General features: G+C 69.6%; 14 protein-coding genes. 9 read left to right on the forward strand and 5 right to left on the reverse strand.

From position 1 onward, the window contains the following. Nucleotides 1–35 precede the first annotated feature (35 nt). Together ACFWZU_RS08760 and ACFWZU_RS08765 are read left to right on the forward strand one after the other, a co-directional pair. The gene (locus ACFWZU_RS08760) at nucleotides 36–830 is read left to right on the forward strand and encodes a lysophospholipid acyltransferase family protein (protein ID WP_439701126.1); all 795 of its coding nucleotides are present in this window, start codon (nucleotides 36–38) and stop codon (nucleotides 828–830) included. Continuing rightward, nucleotides 827–1831: a YheT family hydrolase gene (locus ACFWZU_RS08765; RefSeq protein WP_439701128.1), complete on the forward strand. Its 1005-nt coding sequence runs from the start codon at nucleotides 827–829 to the stop codon at nucleotides 1829–1831. The genes ACFWZU_RS08760 and ACFWZU_RS08765 overlap by 4 nt, the downstream gene beginning before the upstream one ends. A gap of 66 nt (nucleotides 1832–1897) precedes the next feature. Here the strand turns inward: ACFWZU_RS08765 and ACFWZU_RS08770 are convergent, their stop codons facing one another. Further along, complete coding sequence (locus ACFWZU_RS08770; RefSeq protein WP_439701129.1) at nucleotides 1898–2323, reverse strand: VOC family protein; 426 nt, start codon at nucleotides 2321–2323, stop codon at nucleotides 1898–1900. Nucleotides 2324–2488: 165 nt separating this feature from the next. Here ACFWZU_RS08770 and ACFWZU_RS08775 point away from each other — a divergent pair, with 165 nt between their 5' ends. After that, nucleotides 2489–3265, forward strand: coding sequence for a ZIP family metal transporter (locus ACFWZU_RS08775; protein ID WP_439701130.1), 777 nt, complete (start codon nucleotides 2489–2491; stop codon nucleotides 3263–3265). A gap of 118 nt (nucleotides 3266–3383) precedes the next feature. Here ACFWZU_RS08775 and ACFWZU_RS08780 read toward each other — a convergent pair whose 3' ends face one another. Further along, nucleotides 3384–4280, reverse strand: a complete 897-nt coding sequence (locus ACFWZU_RS08780) for a manganese catalase family protein (protein ID WP_439701131.1) — start codon at nucleotides 4278–4280, stop codon at nucleotides 3384–3386. Nucleotides 4281–4894: 614 nt separating this feature from the next. Here ACFWZU_RS08780 and ACFWZU_RS08785 point away from each other — a divergent pair. The 6 genes from ACFWZU_RS08785 (at nucleotide 4895) to ACFWZU_RS08810 (ending at nucleotide 8186) form a co-directional block, all read left to right on the forward strand. After that, complete coding sequence (locus ACFWZU_RS08785) at nucleotides 4895–5515, forward strand: YbhB/YbcL family Raf kinase inhibitor-like protein (protein WP_439701132.1); 621 nt, start codon at nucleotides 4895–4897, stop codon at nucleotides 5513–5515. A 126-nt stretch (nucleotides 5516–5641) separates the two neighbouring features. After that, entirely contained in the window at nucleotides 5642–5797 is a 156-nt protein-coding gene (locus ACFWZU_RS08790; RefSeq protein WP_091335435.1) for a DUF1328 domain-containing protein, read from the forward strand. A 104-nt stretch (nucleotides 5798–5901) separates the two neighbouring features. After that, nucleotides 5902–6279, forward strand: coding sequence for a DUF883 family protein (locus ACFWZU_RS08795; protein ID WP_439701179.1), 378 nt, complete (start codon nucleotides 5902–5904; stop codon nucleotides 6277–6279). 25 nt (nucleotides 6280–6304) lie between these two features. Next, nucleotides 6305–6757, forward strand: coding sequence for an ABC transporter ATP-binding protein (locus ACFWZU_RS08800; protein WP_439701133.1), 453 nt, complete (start codon nucleotides 6305–6307; stop codon nucleotides 6755–6757). Beyond that, nucleotides 6754–7050 (forward strand): hypothetical protein, encoded by a 297-nt coding sequence (locus ACFWZU_RS08805; protein ID WP_439701134.1) that lies wholly within the window; start codon nucleotides 6754–6756, stop codon nucleotides 7048–7050. The genes ACFWZU_RS08800 and ACFWZU_RS08805 overlap by 4 nt, the downstream gene beginning before the upstream one ends. Next, entirely contained in the window at nucleotides 7047–8186 is a 1140-nt protein-coding gene (locus ACFWZU_RS08810) for an AI-2E family transporter (protein WP_439701135.1), read from the forward strand. The genes ACFWZU_RS08805 and ACFWZU_RS08810 overlap by 4 nt, the downstream gene beginning before the upstream one ends. Nucleotides 8187–8346: 160 nt before the next feature. On the opposite strand, the gene ACFWZU_RS08815 is transcribed toward ACFWZU_RS08810, so the two are convergent. From ACFWZU_RS08815 to ACFWZU_RS08825, 3 genes are all read right to left on the reverse strand, one after another. Continuing rightward, complete coding sequence (locus tag ACFWZU_RS08815; protein WP_439701136.1) at nucleotides 8347–9765, reverse strand: efflux transporter outer membrane subunit; 1419 nt, start codon at nucleotides 9763–9765, stop codon at nucleotides 8347–8349. A gap of 193 nt (nucleotides 9766–9958) precedes the next feature. After that, nucleotides 9959–13147 (reverse strand): efflux RND transporter permease subunit, encoded by a 3189-nt coding sequence (locus tag ACFWZU_RS08820; protein ID WP_439701137.1) that lies wholly within the window; start codon nucleotides 13145–13147, stop codon nucleotides 9959–9961. Nucleotides 13148–13272: 125 nt separating this feature from the next. Beyond that, on the reverse strand, nucleotides 13273–14469 hold the full coding sequence (locus ACFWZU_RS08825; protein WP_439701138.1) for an efflux RND transporter periplasmic adaptor subunit: 1197 nt from the start codon (nucleotides 14467–14469) through the stop codon (nucleotides 13273–13275). Nucleotides 14470–14617 lie beyond the last annotated feature (148 nt).

A 14617-nucleotide genomic window follows, 5' to 3' on the forward strand; every position in this document is an offset into this window, starting at 1 on the left:
GACGGCAGGAACGAAAACGCTAAACTAACCGGCTCATGGACACCGCCCCGACTTCCGCTCCCGATCCCTGGCGCCCTTTGCGCTACCTCTGGCGGGTGCCGTTGCTGCTGCTGCACATCGTGCTGGGCATCGTGCTGTGCGGGCTGATCCTGAGCTGGAACAGGCACCGCGTGATGGTCGGCGGGCGCGAGCCGTTCGCCCACCGCATGATCCGCTGGTGGTCGACCATGCTCATGCGCATCTTCGGCCTGCGCTCGGTGCGCATCGGCAAGCCGCTGCCTGATCCGGTGCTGTTCGTCGCCAACCACACCTCGTGGATCGACATCGAGCTGCTGCACAGCCAGCGGGCGGCCTGCTTCGTGGCCAAGGCCGAGATTGCGCGCTGGCCGCTGGTCGGCTGGATGGCGGCGACCGGCGGCACGATCTTCCACCGGCGCGGCAGCAACCACTCGCTGGCGGCGGTGATGCAGGCGATGGTCGAGTGCCTGCGCGGCGGCCGTTCGGTGGCCGTGTTCCCCGAGGGCGGTACGGGCCACAACGGCGTGCTGAAGGTATTCCACGCGCGCATCTTCCAGGCGGCGCTGGATGCCCAGGTGCCGGTGCAGCCGGTGGCCTTGCGCTTCGCGCGCGACGGCAAGCGGGTGGTCGATGCCGGCTTCCGCGAGGGCGAGCACTTCATGGGCAATCTGTTGCGCATGCTGGGCGAGGCGCCGCTGGATGCCGAAGTCCATTTCCTCACCCCCGTGCCGGCCATGCCCGACGCGCGCCGGCGCATGGCCGAGCTCTCGCGCGAGCGCATCGGCGCGGCCCTGGAAGACGCCCACGCATGAGCGAGCTGCCGCGCGGAAAGGATTTCCGTCCCCCCTGGCCGCTGACCAGCGGCCACCTGCAGACCATGCTTTCCTCCAGCGGCGTGCGGCGCCTGCTGCTGCCGCAGAGCGCGCGCGAAGTGCTCGAGGGTGCCGAGCCGGTGCTGGTGGACGGCGGCGAGGGCGTGCGCCTGACCGGCGCCTTCACCGCGCAGCGCACCGGCGGCGCCTCGCGGGGGCTGGCGGTGCTGTTCCACGGCTGGGAAGGCAGCGTCGATTCCACCTACGTCCTGCAGACCGGCAGCCGCCTGCTGCGCGACGGCTGGGACGTGTTCCGGCTCAACTTCCGCGACCACGGCGCGAGCCACCACCTCAACGAGGCGCTGTTCCACTCCTGCCGGATCGACGAGGTGGTGCACGCACTGGGCGACATCGTGCGCCGCTGGCCGCGGCCGGCGACCGCGGTGGCGGGGTTCTCGCTGGGCGGCAACTTCGCGCTGCGCGCTGCGCTGCGTGCGCCGTCGGCAGGCATCCGGATGGACTACGCGCTGGCGGTGTGCCCGATCATCGACCCCAGCGAGGGCCTGTTCTCGCTGGAGAAGAGCGCACCCTGGTTCTACCAGGCTTATTTCATGCGCAAGTGGCGGCAGTCGCTGAAGGCCAAGCAGCAGGCCTTCCCGCAGCGGCAGTACTTCGAGCTGGCCGAGCTGAAGCAGAGCCTGCGCGGTCTGACCGAGGCGCTGGTGCTCAGGCACACCGACTTCGAATCGCTCGAGGCCTACCTGGACGGCTATTCGGTGGCGCGCGATGCGCTGGCCGGCCTGGGCATCCCGGCCACCATCCTCACCGCGCGCGATGACCCAGTGATCCCCGTCGGCGCGTTCGAGCAACTGCGGCTTCCGCCGAACATCGAACTGGACATCGCCGAGCATGGCGGGCACTGCGGCTTCATCCGCGGCGCCGACATGGTCAGTTTCACCGACGAGTACATCGCCGCCCGCTTCAACGCGATCGCCGCGTAACCGTGCAGGGCGGGCTCCGGCCGATCGGCCGGGGAGGGGTAAGCTCCATGGCGGGCCGGGCCCACCCTACGATGTCGCGAACAGCCGCGCCGGATCGGCGAACGCCTTGAACTCCAGCGCGTTGCCGCACGGATCGAGCAGGAACATGGTGGCCTGTTCGCCCGGCTGGCCACGGAAGCGGATGTGCGGTTCGACCACGAAGCGGGTGCCGGCCGCACGCAGCCGGTCGGCCAGCGCCTGCCAGGCGTCCATCGGCAGCACCAGCCCGAAGTGGCGCACCGGCACGGCGTCACCGTCGACGTCGTGCGCGGCCACGCCGCGCGCTTCCTCCGGCGCCAGGTGCGCGACGATCTGGTGGCCGTGGAAGTCGAAGTCGACCCAATCCTCGCTGGAACGCCCTTCCGGGCAGCCGAGCAGGCCGCCGTAGAAGGCGCGCGCGTTCGCCAGCGAGGTGACCGGAAAGGCGAGGTGGAAGGGCGGCAGCGTGGGCATGATCGATCTCGCGAAGGGCGGGTCCGTCAGCATGGGCGGCGCCGTGTGCCGGATCAATGCGGCCGTTCACGCCGCCGGTGTCGGCCAGGCGCCATGCTGGCCACCCGACCCGCCGCCCGGTGACCGCATGCCCGCGATGCCCCCGCCCACGCGCAGGATCCCCGCATGAGCATGACGCCGATCCTCGCCGCTTGCCTGGGCGGGGCCGCCGGTGCCGCCGCTACGGCGCTGGGCACGGTGCCGGCGCTGTTCGCCAGGAACATCGATCAGCGCACGCAGGACACCATGTTCGGCTTCGGCGCCGGCGTCATGCTGGCGGCCAGCGCCTTCTCGCTGGCCCTGCCCGGGATCCACGAGGCGCAGCGGCAGGGGCAGGGGCCGTGGGCCGCGGGCGCGCTGGTCGGCGTGGCGATCCTGATGGGTGCCATCGCGCTGGTGCTGCTCGAACGCGTGCTGCCGCACGAGCACTTCATCAAGGGGCCCGAGGGGCATCCGTCCCAGCGGCTCAAGCGCGCCTGGTTGTTCGTGTTCGCCATCTGCCTGCACAACCTGCCCGAGGGCCTCGCGATCGGCGTGGGCTTCGGGCCGGGCGTGGCGCATGGCGTGGCGCTGGCCACCGGCATCGCCATCCAGGACCTGCCCGAAGGGCTGGTGGTGGCGATCGCGCTGATGGCCGCCGGCTACGGTCGGCGCTGGGCCGTGTCGGTGGGCATGGCCTCGGGGCTGATCGAGCCGGTCGGCGCGCTGGTCGGCGCCGGCGTGGTGATCGATTACCCGATGCTGTTGCCGGTCGGGCTGGGCTTCGCGGCCGGGGCGATGCTGTTCGTGGTCAGCCACGAGATCATCCCCGAATCGCACCGGCAGGGGCACGAGCACTTCGCCACCGGCGGGTTGATGGTCGGCTTCGTGCTCATGATGCTCCTCGATACCGCCTTCGGCTGAGCGCAACCGCAGGGCGGGCTTCCGCCCGCCCCGTGACGAGTGCCGGAGCCGCAGGTGGGTTCGAGCCCGCCGCTTCGGCGAGGGCAGGGTGGGCCGAAGCCCACCCTGCGGTTCCGGCTTAGTGCCGGGTGCCGGGCGCCTGGCCGCCGTTGCGCCCCAGGTCGGCGCCGGTCTCCGGGTTGATCGACGGGTTGGAGCGCGTGCGCTGGGCCATCTGCGTCAGCACCGAACGCTGCTGGTCGGTCATGCCCACCTCCGGCAGGCCGCTGCCGCCGTCCATCGCCAGCATCTTTTCGCGGTCGCTGACGAACTGGAAGTTCTCGTCACTGTTCCATGGCCCGCGCATGTCGCCTTCGCCCTGCGAGGTGTTGACGTACATATTGGCGAACTCCGGCTTGCCTGGCAGCTTGCCCGGCGGGAAGTTCGGCTGGATCGCGTACAGCGCCTTCTCGAACGACTGCTGGTGGGCGATCTCGCGGGTCATCAGGAAGCCCAGCGCGTCGCGTACGCCGGGGTCGGCGGTGACGTTGATCAGGCGCTCGTAGACGATCTTCGCGCGTGCCTCGGCGGCGATGTTCGAGCGCAGGTCGGCGGTCGGCTCGCCGATCGAGTCGATGTAGCCGGCCGTCCACAGCTGCCCGCCGGAATTGGTCAGTGCGGGGCCACCGCCATAGAGCACCTGGGTCACGTGCGAATCGTTGCCGGCGCCCTGCAGCTCGCGGAACATCTGCGCCTGTTCCTCGGCGCCTTCGGCGAGCTTGCCCTTGGCACCCTTGTTGAGCATGCCGACGATGGTGCCGATCACTTCGAGGTGGCTGAGTTCCTCCGTGGCGATGTCCAGCAGCATGTCCTTGCGGCCGGCGTCGTCCTCGGCCAGCGCCTGGGTGAAGTAGCGCATCGCCGCGGCGAGCTCGCCCTGCGGGCCGCCGAACTGTTCGAGCATGAGGTTGGCGAGGGCCGGATTGCATTCGGAAACCCGTACCGTGTACTGCAGGCGTTTGTTGTGAGCGAACATGATGGGTCCTTGTCGTCTGCGAAAGGGAGACGACCGGCACGGAGCACCGGCCGCGAGGGTTCCCGGAGGCGGCAAGAACCGTGCCCCTGCCGGGGGCGCGGTTTGCGAAGGTCCTGCGCACGCAAGGGGGCAAGTTTTGCGTTCCGCTGCAAGATTTGCAGCGGTTGGGGTCGCAGCAACGCGAGGCGCGGCCAGCGCCGCTGCCGCCCACCGACCGGCACCACGTACCGAAGCCGGTCTGCGGACCCGCTCCGTTCGCGCGGGACGATGGCTGAGCCCACGGGCATCGGCGGCAACCTTGCAAGCGGTGCCCGGGACGGGCAAGTCGATCGCGCACGGCTCCACGGGGCCCGGTCGTGCGGGTCGCCTACGGCCCGAAGCAGCCCCGCTGGCGCCGGCGTCCGCGCGCGGACGTACCCTTTTCCGCTTCACGGCGGCAGCGCTACGCTGGCCGTTCCGCCCGCAAGGCAGAGCCCCATGCGTCCGCTGCCTGTGCGGGGGGAACCTGCCCGCCGCATCCGCCCGGGCCGTCTATCGCGTACCTGAGAGCGCGAACGATTCCGCCGTTCCCCCGGAGCGAAGAGGAGTCGATCCCACCCCTTGAGGAGGACCCTATGCAACTGCGCAGCAACGACTTCCAGGACGGCCAGCCGATCCCGCCCGAGTGCGCCTTCGGCAAGCCCGGCGACCCGATCGCACTGTCCGACAACCGCAACCCGCACCTGGCCTGGCGCGACGCTCCGCCGGGCACGCGCTCGTTCGTGCTCACGTGCATCGACGGCGACGCCCCCAGCCGCGGCGACGACGTCAACAAGCAAGGGCGCACGGTGAGTGCCGACCTGGCGCGCACCGATTTCGTGCACTGGCTGATCGCCGACATCCCGGCCGAATGCGGCGAATTCGGCAACGGCTCGTGCAGCGACGGCGTCACCCCGCATGGCAAGCGCGCGCCCACCGGACCGGCCGGCAGCCACCAGGGCGAGAACGACTACAGCGGCTGGTTCGCCTCCGATCCCGACATGGCCGGCACCTATCTCGGCTACGACGGCCCGTGCCCACCCTGGAACGACGAGCGCGTGCACCGCTATCGCTTCGAACTGCACGCGCTGGACGTCCCCAGCCTCGGCCTCTCACCCGGCTTCAGCCGCGACCAGCTGGGCCGGGCGATGGACGGCCATGTGCTGGCGAGCGCCGCACTGACCGGCACCTATGCGATCAACCCGGACGCGAAGTGAACGGAGGACGCACTGGCATGCGCCTCTTCACGTGCAGATGGCAACTGCTGTGGATGAATGAGGCGCATCGGGCCTTGCAGGCCGGCCCAGGAAGGGGATCGTCTCTCAACCCATGAGGAAGCCGTCATGCTGCATTACGCCATCGTCTTTCTGGTCATCGCGATCATTGCTGCGATCCTCGGTTTCGGCGGCATCGCCGGCGCGGCCGCGGGCATCGCCAAAATCCTGTTCGTCATCTTTCTGATCCTGGCGATCATCGCCTTCTTCCGCCGCGCCAGTTGAGCGGCGGTGTCGTCACCTTCCACCGGGAGAACGCCATGAACCCGACCCAGAGCTCGTCCACCCCGCGCGACCCCGGCCTGAACCCGGCCGTGCCGAATCCGGCCATGGCCGCTTCGGACGCGACCGATCTGTCCGACACCGGCATGCCCGGCGCCCACAACCGCATCGACCAGGGTGCCGAGCGCGTCAAGCAGGCCACTTCCGATGCGGTGGCGCGTACCAAGCAGGCGGTCAACAACACGGCCGACAAGGTCGAGGCGGGCGTGCACCGCGCCACCGACAAGACCGCCAGCGCCGCGCACCGGGCCAGCGACAAGGCGGCTGACCTGAGCGAGCGTGGCCGCCAGATGCGCGACGAGACCATGGACAAGGCCGAGCTCTGGATGGAGCAGGCGCGCGAGTACGTTCGCGAGAAGCCGATGCAGTCGATTGCCATCGCGGCCGGGGCCGGCTGGCTGCTCGGCCGCATCCTGCGCCGCTGACGCTTCCGACCGACGAGTGCCAGGGATGCCAGAGGCCGAACAAGTCACCACCGACGACGGTGCCGCCCAGGCGGCGCCGCCTTCGGGCGTGCTCGCCGAGCTGACCGGCCTGGGCCGCGCGATCAAGGAACTGTTCGGCGCCCAACTGGAACTGCTGTCGGCCGAAGTCGGCCTCGCGCGCAGTGCGCTCTCGTGGATGTTGCTGGCCGGGCTGGCCGCCACCGTCGCCGGCGTCGGGCTGGGCCTTACCTTGCTGGCGCTGGTCGGCGTGCTGCTGGCCAAGTGGTTCGCGTCCTGGGTCTGGGCGCTGGTCGCGCTGTCCGTGCTGCAGCTGGTCTTCATGCTCGCGGCGATCCTGTTCTTCCGCCGCTGCATGCACTGGATGAGTCTCCCCGCCACGCGCACCGAATGGGGTGCGATGATGCGCGAGACGCGGGCACGGGCCCGCCGGCGGGTGGAAGGGGAGGACGCGGCATGAGCATCTTTGGCGAGCGCGCGCGGGTACTCGCGGCGCAGCGGCGGATGCGCGAGGCACGCCACGCGGTCACGCGTCCTGCCTCGGCGCTGCTGGCGCGCGGCGAGCGCCATCCGTTCGTGATTCTCGGCGCCGCGGCGGCGGGGGGCTTCCTGCTCGGGCACTCCCACGCCAAGCCGTTGCACCTGCCCGGCATGAGCCACCTGTTCGGGGCACTGCTGAGCGAGGCCACGACCATCGGCGCGAGCTTCCTTGCTGCGCACACCGCCGCGCAGAACGTCACCGAGGACGCATGAACGGCTCCGATCCCGTGGTCGCGCCGGCTGCGGTCGACGCGGCGGCGACCGTGCCGCCGCCGATCGCCGGTTCGCCCCAGTTGCGCTTCGCGCGCAGCCTGCGCCGTCACCTGCTGGCGGTGCGGGTGGTACTCAACGCGCTGCTGGTGCTGGCGCTGCTCTACACCGTCACGGTCGCCCGCGTGCTGCTGATTCCGCTGGTGCTGGCCGCCTTCATCGGACTGGCGCTCAACCCGATCGTTGCTTCCGGCGCCCGCCATCGCCTGCCGCGGTGGCTGACCGCCAGCGTGCTGGTGATCGCGCTGCTGACCGGGCTGGGCGCCGGCGTCGGCGCGCTGGCGCAGCCGGCGCTGGGCTGGTTCCACGGCGCGCCGGCAGCGATTCGCAGCTTCGTGCCCAAGCTGCGCAGTGTCACCAAGCCGCTGGAAGCGGCCAACCGGGCGACCCAGACGCTGGTCGGCGGACCACTGCGCACCGCTCCGGCGCCATCCTCGACCATGGCGATATCGGCCTGGGACGTGGTCTCCACCGCGCCCAAGGTGCTGGCTGCGGTACTCACCGTGGTGCTGCTGGTGTTCTTCTTCCTGGTCTACGGCGATTCGCTGCTGCGGAGGCTGGTCGAGATTTCGCCCGGCTTCGCCTACAAGCGGCACGCGGTGGAGATCGTGCGCAGCATCCAGGTCGAGGTCTCGCGCTACCTGCTCACCGCGCTGGCGATCAATGCCACCCTCGGCGCGCTGACCACGCTGATGCTGTGGCTCTACGACATGCCCGACCCGCTGCTGTGGGGCGTGGTGGCGATGACCGCCAACTTCATTCCCTACGTCGGCGCGATCACCACCACCATCGTGCTGGGACTGGTCGGCATGATCCACGCCCACGACATCGGGCCGGCCCTGCTGCCGGCGCTCACCTTCGCCGGCATCACCGCGGTCGAGGGCAACCTGATCACGCCGATGATCCAGGGCCACCGCATGCGGCTCTCGCCGATCGCGATCCTGATCTGGTTGCTGGTGTGGGGCTGGTTGTGGGGCATTCCCGGCGCGCTGCTGGCGGTGCCGATGCTCACCAGCGCCAAGCTGATCACCGAGCGCGTGCGGGGGTGGGGCTGGTTCGCGGTGATGGTCCAGCGCTAGCGGCGGCCACCTTTGCGGATCCGGGCGCGCGGGCCCATCCGTCTGTCGGTACCTTCCCCCGCGCTCGCCGGGGAAGGCCTGGGGCTGCGGCGCTTCCGATCCCTCCCCGTTCACGGAGGGAAGCTGCCCGGAGGGCGGATGGGGAAGTCTTGCGACAAGCCTAACGCCCGCCGCCACCCGCTCGTGCAAGCCCGCCGCACGCCTCGTCCCCACACGCCTGCCACCCACCGCCCAGTGCCTTGTACAGCGCGATCGCCTGCAGGTTGATGCCGGCCTCGGCCTCGGCCAGCTGGTCCTCCGCGGCGAGTTGCGTGCGCTGGGCGTCGAGCAGTTCCAGGTAGTCGATGGCGCCGGCGTCGTAGCGGATCTTCGCCAGCTTCGCGGCACGCGCGCTCTGGTCGGCCTGCTCGAACAGGTGCTGCACGCGCACGCGTTGCTGGTTGTAGCCGACCAGCGCGTTGTCGACGTCTTCCAGCGCGCGCAGCACGGTGCGCTGGTAGTCGGCCAGTGCACCGTCCGCGCGTGCCTCGCTCGCCTTCACGCCCGAGCGCACGCGCTGCACGTTGAGGCCCGACCAGCTGATGCTGGGTGCGATCGACCAGGCGCGCGTGTCCGGGCTGCCGAAGTCGTTGCTGCGCCCGGCCAGGAAGCCGAGGAAGCCGCCGAGCTGAATGTGCGGGAACCACTCGGCCTTGGCCACGCCGATGCGTGCGTTCGCCGCCGCCAGGTCACGCTCGGCGATGCGGATGTCCGGGCGCCGGCGCAGCACGTCGTCGGCGTTGCCGATCGGCAGGATGGTGTCGATCGGCGTGAAGTGCGCGGAGGAGAGGTCGACGTCCAGAGCGCCCGGCCGTTCGCCCAGCAGCACGGCAAGACGAAAGCCGTCGGCCTGGGCCCGCGTGGTGAGCACTGGCAGCGTGGCCTCGACGCCGGCCAGGCGTGCGCGGGCGCTGGCGACGTCCTGCTCGGAACCGGTGCCCAGCGCAGCGCGGCTTTCGATCAGCTCCAGCGCCTCGCGCTGGTTGGCGATGTCGCGTTGCGCGACCTCGATGCGCAACTGCGTGCCGCGCAGGTCGAAGTAGTTGCGCGCGACCTCGGCGAACAGCGTCACCTGCGCATCCTGCAGCGAGGCGGCCGCGGCCTCGCTGTCGGCGCGCGCGGCCTCCACCTGGCGGCGCACGCCGCCGAACAGGTCCAGCTCCCAGCTGGCGTCGAAGCCGGCCTGGTAGGTGGTGGTAGTGGTGCGCTGTTCGCTGAAGCCCGGCGTCTGGCCGCGGCTGCGCGTGTAGCTGGCGCCGGCGTCGATGTCCGGCCACTGTTCCGAACGCGCGGTGCCGAGCAGGGCGCGGGATTCCTTCAGCCGGGCCAGCGCGATCTTCAGGTCCGGGGCGTTCTTCGCCGCGCGGGTGATCAGGGTGTCGAGCGTCGGGTCGTTGAACTGCTTCCACCAGTCGGCCTGGAAGTCGGCATGGGACTGGCGGGAGGTGTCCACGCCCTGCAGCGCGACGGGCTTCTCGACCGGTTGGCGGTAGTCGGGGCCGACGTTGATGCAGCCGGCGAGCAGAAGGGTGACCGTCAAAGCGAGCGCCCGCTTGGCTCCCTCTCCCCTTCGGGGAGAGGGTTGGGGTGAGGGGGCGGGGCTTGCGGAGAAGTTCATAAGAGCTGGCTCCGATGAGAGGCCGCCGCTAGAGCGACCCCTCACCCCAGCCCTCTCCCCCATTTTTGACAAGAGCCGGGGGAGAGGGAGCAGATATTTCGTAACTCGGGACATCTCAGTGCTCCTCGATAGCGACTGGCAGCGCCGCATGACGCGCGGCACGCCTTGCTGCCGCGCGTTCGCTCCAGCCGCGCACGATCACGTAGAACAGGGGGGTGAACAGCAGGCCGAAGAAGGTCACGCCCAACATGCCGGAGAACACCGCCACGCCCATCGCGTGGCGCATCTCCGCACCGGCGCCGTGCGAGGTCACCAGCGGCACCACGCCCATGATGAAAGCGAAGCTGGTCATCAGGATCGGGCGCAGTCGCAGCCGTGCCGCTTCGAGCACCGCCTGCCGGCGGTCCAGCCCTTCGTGGATCTGCGCCTCGCGGGCGAATTCCACGATCAGGATGGCGTTCTTGCAGGCCAGGCCGACCAGCACGATCAGGCCGATCTGGGTAAAGATGTTGTTGTCGCCGCCGGACAGCCACACGCCGGCGATCGCGGACAACAGCACCATCGGCACGATCAGGATCACCGCCAGCGGCAGGGTCAGGCTCTCGTACAGCGAGGCCAGCACCAGGAACACCAGCAGCACGCACAGCGGAAACACCAGCACCGCGGTATTGCCGGCCAGGATCTGCTGGTAGGTGAGCTCGGTCCACTCGAAGCTCATGCCGTTGGGCAGGTTGTCCTTCGCCAGCTTCTCCATCGCCGCCTGCGCCTGGCCCGAGCTGAAGCCCGGCGCCGGGCCGCCGTTGATCTCGGCGGTCGGGTAGCCGTTGTAGTGCTGCACGCGGTCCGGACCGACGCCCTGGTGCACCTGCACGAACGAACCCAGCGGCACCGCCTCGCCGGCGGCGTTGCGCGTCTTCAGCCGCAGGATGTCCTCCGGCTCGCGGCGGAAGCCCGGCTCGGCCGAGACGTTGACCTGGTAGGTGCGCCCGAAGCGGTTGAAGTCGTTGACGTACAGCGAGCCCATGTAGGCCTGCATGGTCTGGTAGACGTCGGCCAGGTTCACGCCCTCGGCCTTGGCCTTCTCGCGGTCCACCTCGGCGTCGATCTGCGGCACGCTCACCTGGTAGCTGGAGAACAGCCCGGCCAGCGCCGGCGTCTTCTGGCTCTGTGCGATCAGGTTCTGGGTCTGCTTGAACAGCTCCTCGAAGCCCTGGTCGGCACGGTCCTCGATCTGGATGCGGAAGCCGCCGATCGTGCCCAGGCCCATCACCGGCGGCGGCGGGAACACCGCGATGTAGGCGTCCTGGATCGCTGCGTACTTCTGGTTCAACGCACCGGCAATGGCCCCGGCCGACAGCGCCGGATCGGTGCGCTCCTCGAACGGCTTCAAGGTGACGAAGACAATTCCGGAATTCGGCGAGTTGGTGAAGCCGTTGATCGACAGGCCCGGGAACGCCACCGCGCTTTCCACGCCCGGCTGTTTCAGGGCGATCGCGCTCATGCGACGGATCACCTCCTCGGAGCGGTCGAGCGAGGCGGCATCGGGCAACTGCGCGAACGACACCAGGTACTGCTTGTCCTGCGAGGGCACGAAGCCGGCCGGCACGTGGATGAAGCCGAACACGCCCAGCGCGACCAGCGCGCCGTAGATCACCAGCGCCGGCGCGCCCTTGCCGAGCACGCGGCGCACGCCGCCGACGTAGCGGTTCGCGCCGCTGACGAACATCCGGTTGAACGGGCGGAACAGCCAGCCGAAGCCACGTTCGAGCAGGAGGCTGAAGCGATCCTTCGGCGCGCCACGCTCCTTCAGCAGCAGTGCCGACAGCGCCGGGCTCAGGGTCAGCGAGTTGAACGCCGAGATCACCGTGGAGATCGCGATGGTCAGAGCGAACTGGCGATAGAACTCGCCGGTCAGGCCGCTGATGAAGGCCGCCGGGATGAACACCGCGCACAGCACCAGCGCGGTGGCCACGATCGGCCCGGTCACCTCGGTCATCGCGCGTCGCGTGGCTTCCTTCGGCTTGAGGCCATGCTCGATATGGCGTTCGACGTTCTCCACCACCACGATCGCGTCATCGACCACGATGCCGATCGCCAGCACCAGCCCGAACAGGCTCAAGGCGTTGAGCGAGAAGCCGGCCAGGTACATCACCGCGAAGGTGCCCACCAGCGAAACCGGCACCGCCACCAGCGGGATGATCGAGGCGCGCCAGGTCTGCAGGAACAGGATCACCACCAGCACGACCAGCAGGATCGCCTCGAACAGCGTATGCACCACCGCCTCGATCGAGCCGCGCACGAACACGGTCGGGTCGTACACGATCCGGTAGTCCACCCCTTGCGGGAAATCCGCCTTCAGTTGCGCCATGGCGGCGCGTACCTCGTCGGAGATCTGGATCGCGTTGGAACCCGGACGGGCGAAGATCGGCAGCGCCACCGCCGGCTTGTTGTCGAGCAGGCTGCGCAGCGCGTAGTTGTTCGAACCCAGTTCGACGCGCGCCACGTCGCGCAGGTGCGTGACCGCGCCGTCCTTCGTCGTGCGCAGCACGATGTTGGCGAAGTCGTCCTCGCTGACCAGGCGGCCGCGGGTGTTGATGTTGAGCTGGAACGCGGCACCGTTGGGCGCCGGCGGCGCGTTGAGCGAGCCGGCGGCCACGTCCACGTTCTGCTCGCGGATCGCGTCGACCACGTCGCCGGTGGTCAGCCCGCGCATCGCCAGCTTCTCCGGATTCAGCCACACCCGCATCGAGTACTCGCCGGCGCCGAACAGCTGCACGTCGCCCACGCCATCCAGCCGCGCGAGCTGGTCCTTGATGTGCAGCCGCGCGTAGTTGGACAGGTACAGCATGTCGTAGCGCTGGTCCGGCGAGATCAGGTGCACGACCATGGTCAGGTCGGGCGAGCTTTTCTGCGTGGTGACGCCGAGCCGCTGCACCTCCTCGGGCAACCGCGGCAGCGCCTGCGCCACCCGGTTCTGCACCTGCACCTGGGCGTTGTCCAGGTTGGTGCCCAGCGCGAAGGTCACGGTCAGCGTCATCGCGCCGTCGCTGGTGGCCTGCGAGGAGGTGTAGAGCATGCCCTCGACGCCGTTGATCTGTTCCTCCAGCGGCGTGGCGACGGTGGCGGCGATCACCTTGGGGTTGGCGCCGGGATAGCTGGCGCGCACGACGACCGTCGGCGGCACCACTTCCGGGTATTCGCCGATCGGGAGCTTGAACAGCGAGATCGCGCCGGCGATCACGATCAGCACCGACAGTACGCCGGCAAGGATCGGACGCTCCACGAAATATTGGGCGAGTTTCATTGCTTGGGTTTCCCTGATGTGCCCCTCCCCCTGCCTGCAGGGGGAGGTCGGGAGGGGGTTCGCTCTTGCGACGAAGAGCACCCCTCCCCAAGCCTCCCCTGCAAGCAGGGGAGGGAGTCATGGCGTTACTTGCGCGAGGCGACCTTCGCTGCGCCGCCGCTAGCCCCGGCCAGCCGGCCATCGGCGTCCAGGCTGCGGGTTTCCATCGCGACCAGCGTGGGGCTGACTTCCATCCCCGGGCGCACGTGCTGCAGGCCGTTGACCACCACCACGTCCTTGGCGGTGAGCCCGGCAGTGACCACGCGCAAGCCGTCGGCCAGCGGCCCCAGCGTGACCTTGCGGTAGGCCACCTTGTGATCGGGCTCGAGCACGTAGACGAACTTGTTGCCCAGGTCGGTGCCGACCGCGCGCTCGTCGATCAGCGCGCGCGGCTGGCGGCTGGGCGTGCGCAGTTCCAGGCGCACGTACAGGCCCGGCGTGTAGCGGCCATCGTCGTTGTCGAATACCGCGCGCAGGCGCATCGTGCCGCTGTCGGCGTCGAGCTGGTTGTCGACGAAGTCGATGCGGCCGGCATGCGGGTAGCCCTCTTCATCCACCAGGCCCATCGCCACCTGCGGAGCTACCCCGCGCTCGCGGCGCAACTGGTCCAGCTTCAGGTACGCGTGCTCGTCGATGGTGAAGTAGGCATACACCGGGTCGACGCTGACCACGCTGGTGAGCACATCGGCTGGCGTCACCAGGTTGCCGGCGGTGATCCGCGCGTTGCTCACGCGGCCGTCGATCGGCGCGCGAACTTCGGTGAAGCCGCGATCCAGCCGGGCCGCTTCCAGTGCGGCAGCGGTGGCGGACGCCTGCGCGCCGGCACTGGCCGCGGCGGTGGCCAGGCGATCGGCTTCCTGCGTGGAGATCGCATGCTGCGCCAGCAGCTTCTTCGCGCGCTCGGCGTTGGAGGCGGCCAGCTTCTGCTCGGCGCGCGCCTGGTCGAGCGTGGCGGCGAGGCGGTCGACCTCGGCCTGGTAGGGCCGCGGATCGATGGTGAACAGCAGCTCGCCCTTGTGTACGCGCGCGCCTTCGGTGAAATGGATGGCGTTGACGTAGCCGCTCACGCGAGGATGCACTTCGACCGTGTCCACCGCCTGCAGGCGACCGGTGAAGGCATCGGTATCGCTGACCGGCCGCACCAGCGTCTGCGCCACGGTCACCGCGGGCGGCGGCGGGGCGCCGGCTTCCTGCGCGTGGCTTTCGCCGTGGCTGCCGAGCACCGCCCAGCTGCCGGCCGCGACCGCCACGGCCAGGCTCAAGAGAATCCATCGCTTTTTCATCACGCGCTCCCGGGTCTAAATTAGTGCACCAGTCGGTACAGGACCGGCGAAGGCCCGGGAGAATAGGTACACTTGCCGGTATAGAAAACCGCGGCACGGTGCAAAGCACTCGTGCCGCGGGGTCACGAATCACCCTGGAGTGGGCTCG

The organism is Frateuria sp. GZRR33 (assembly GCF_051900425.1).
In the GTDB taxonomy this organism is placed as follows: domain Bacteria; phylum Pseudomonadota; class Gammaproteobacteria; order Xanthomonadales; family Rhodanobacteraceae; genus Frateuria_A.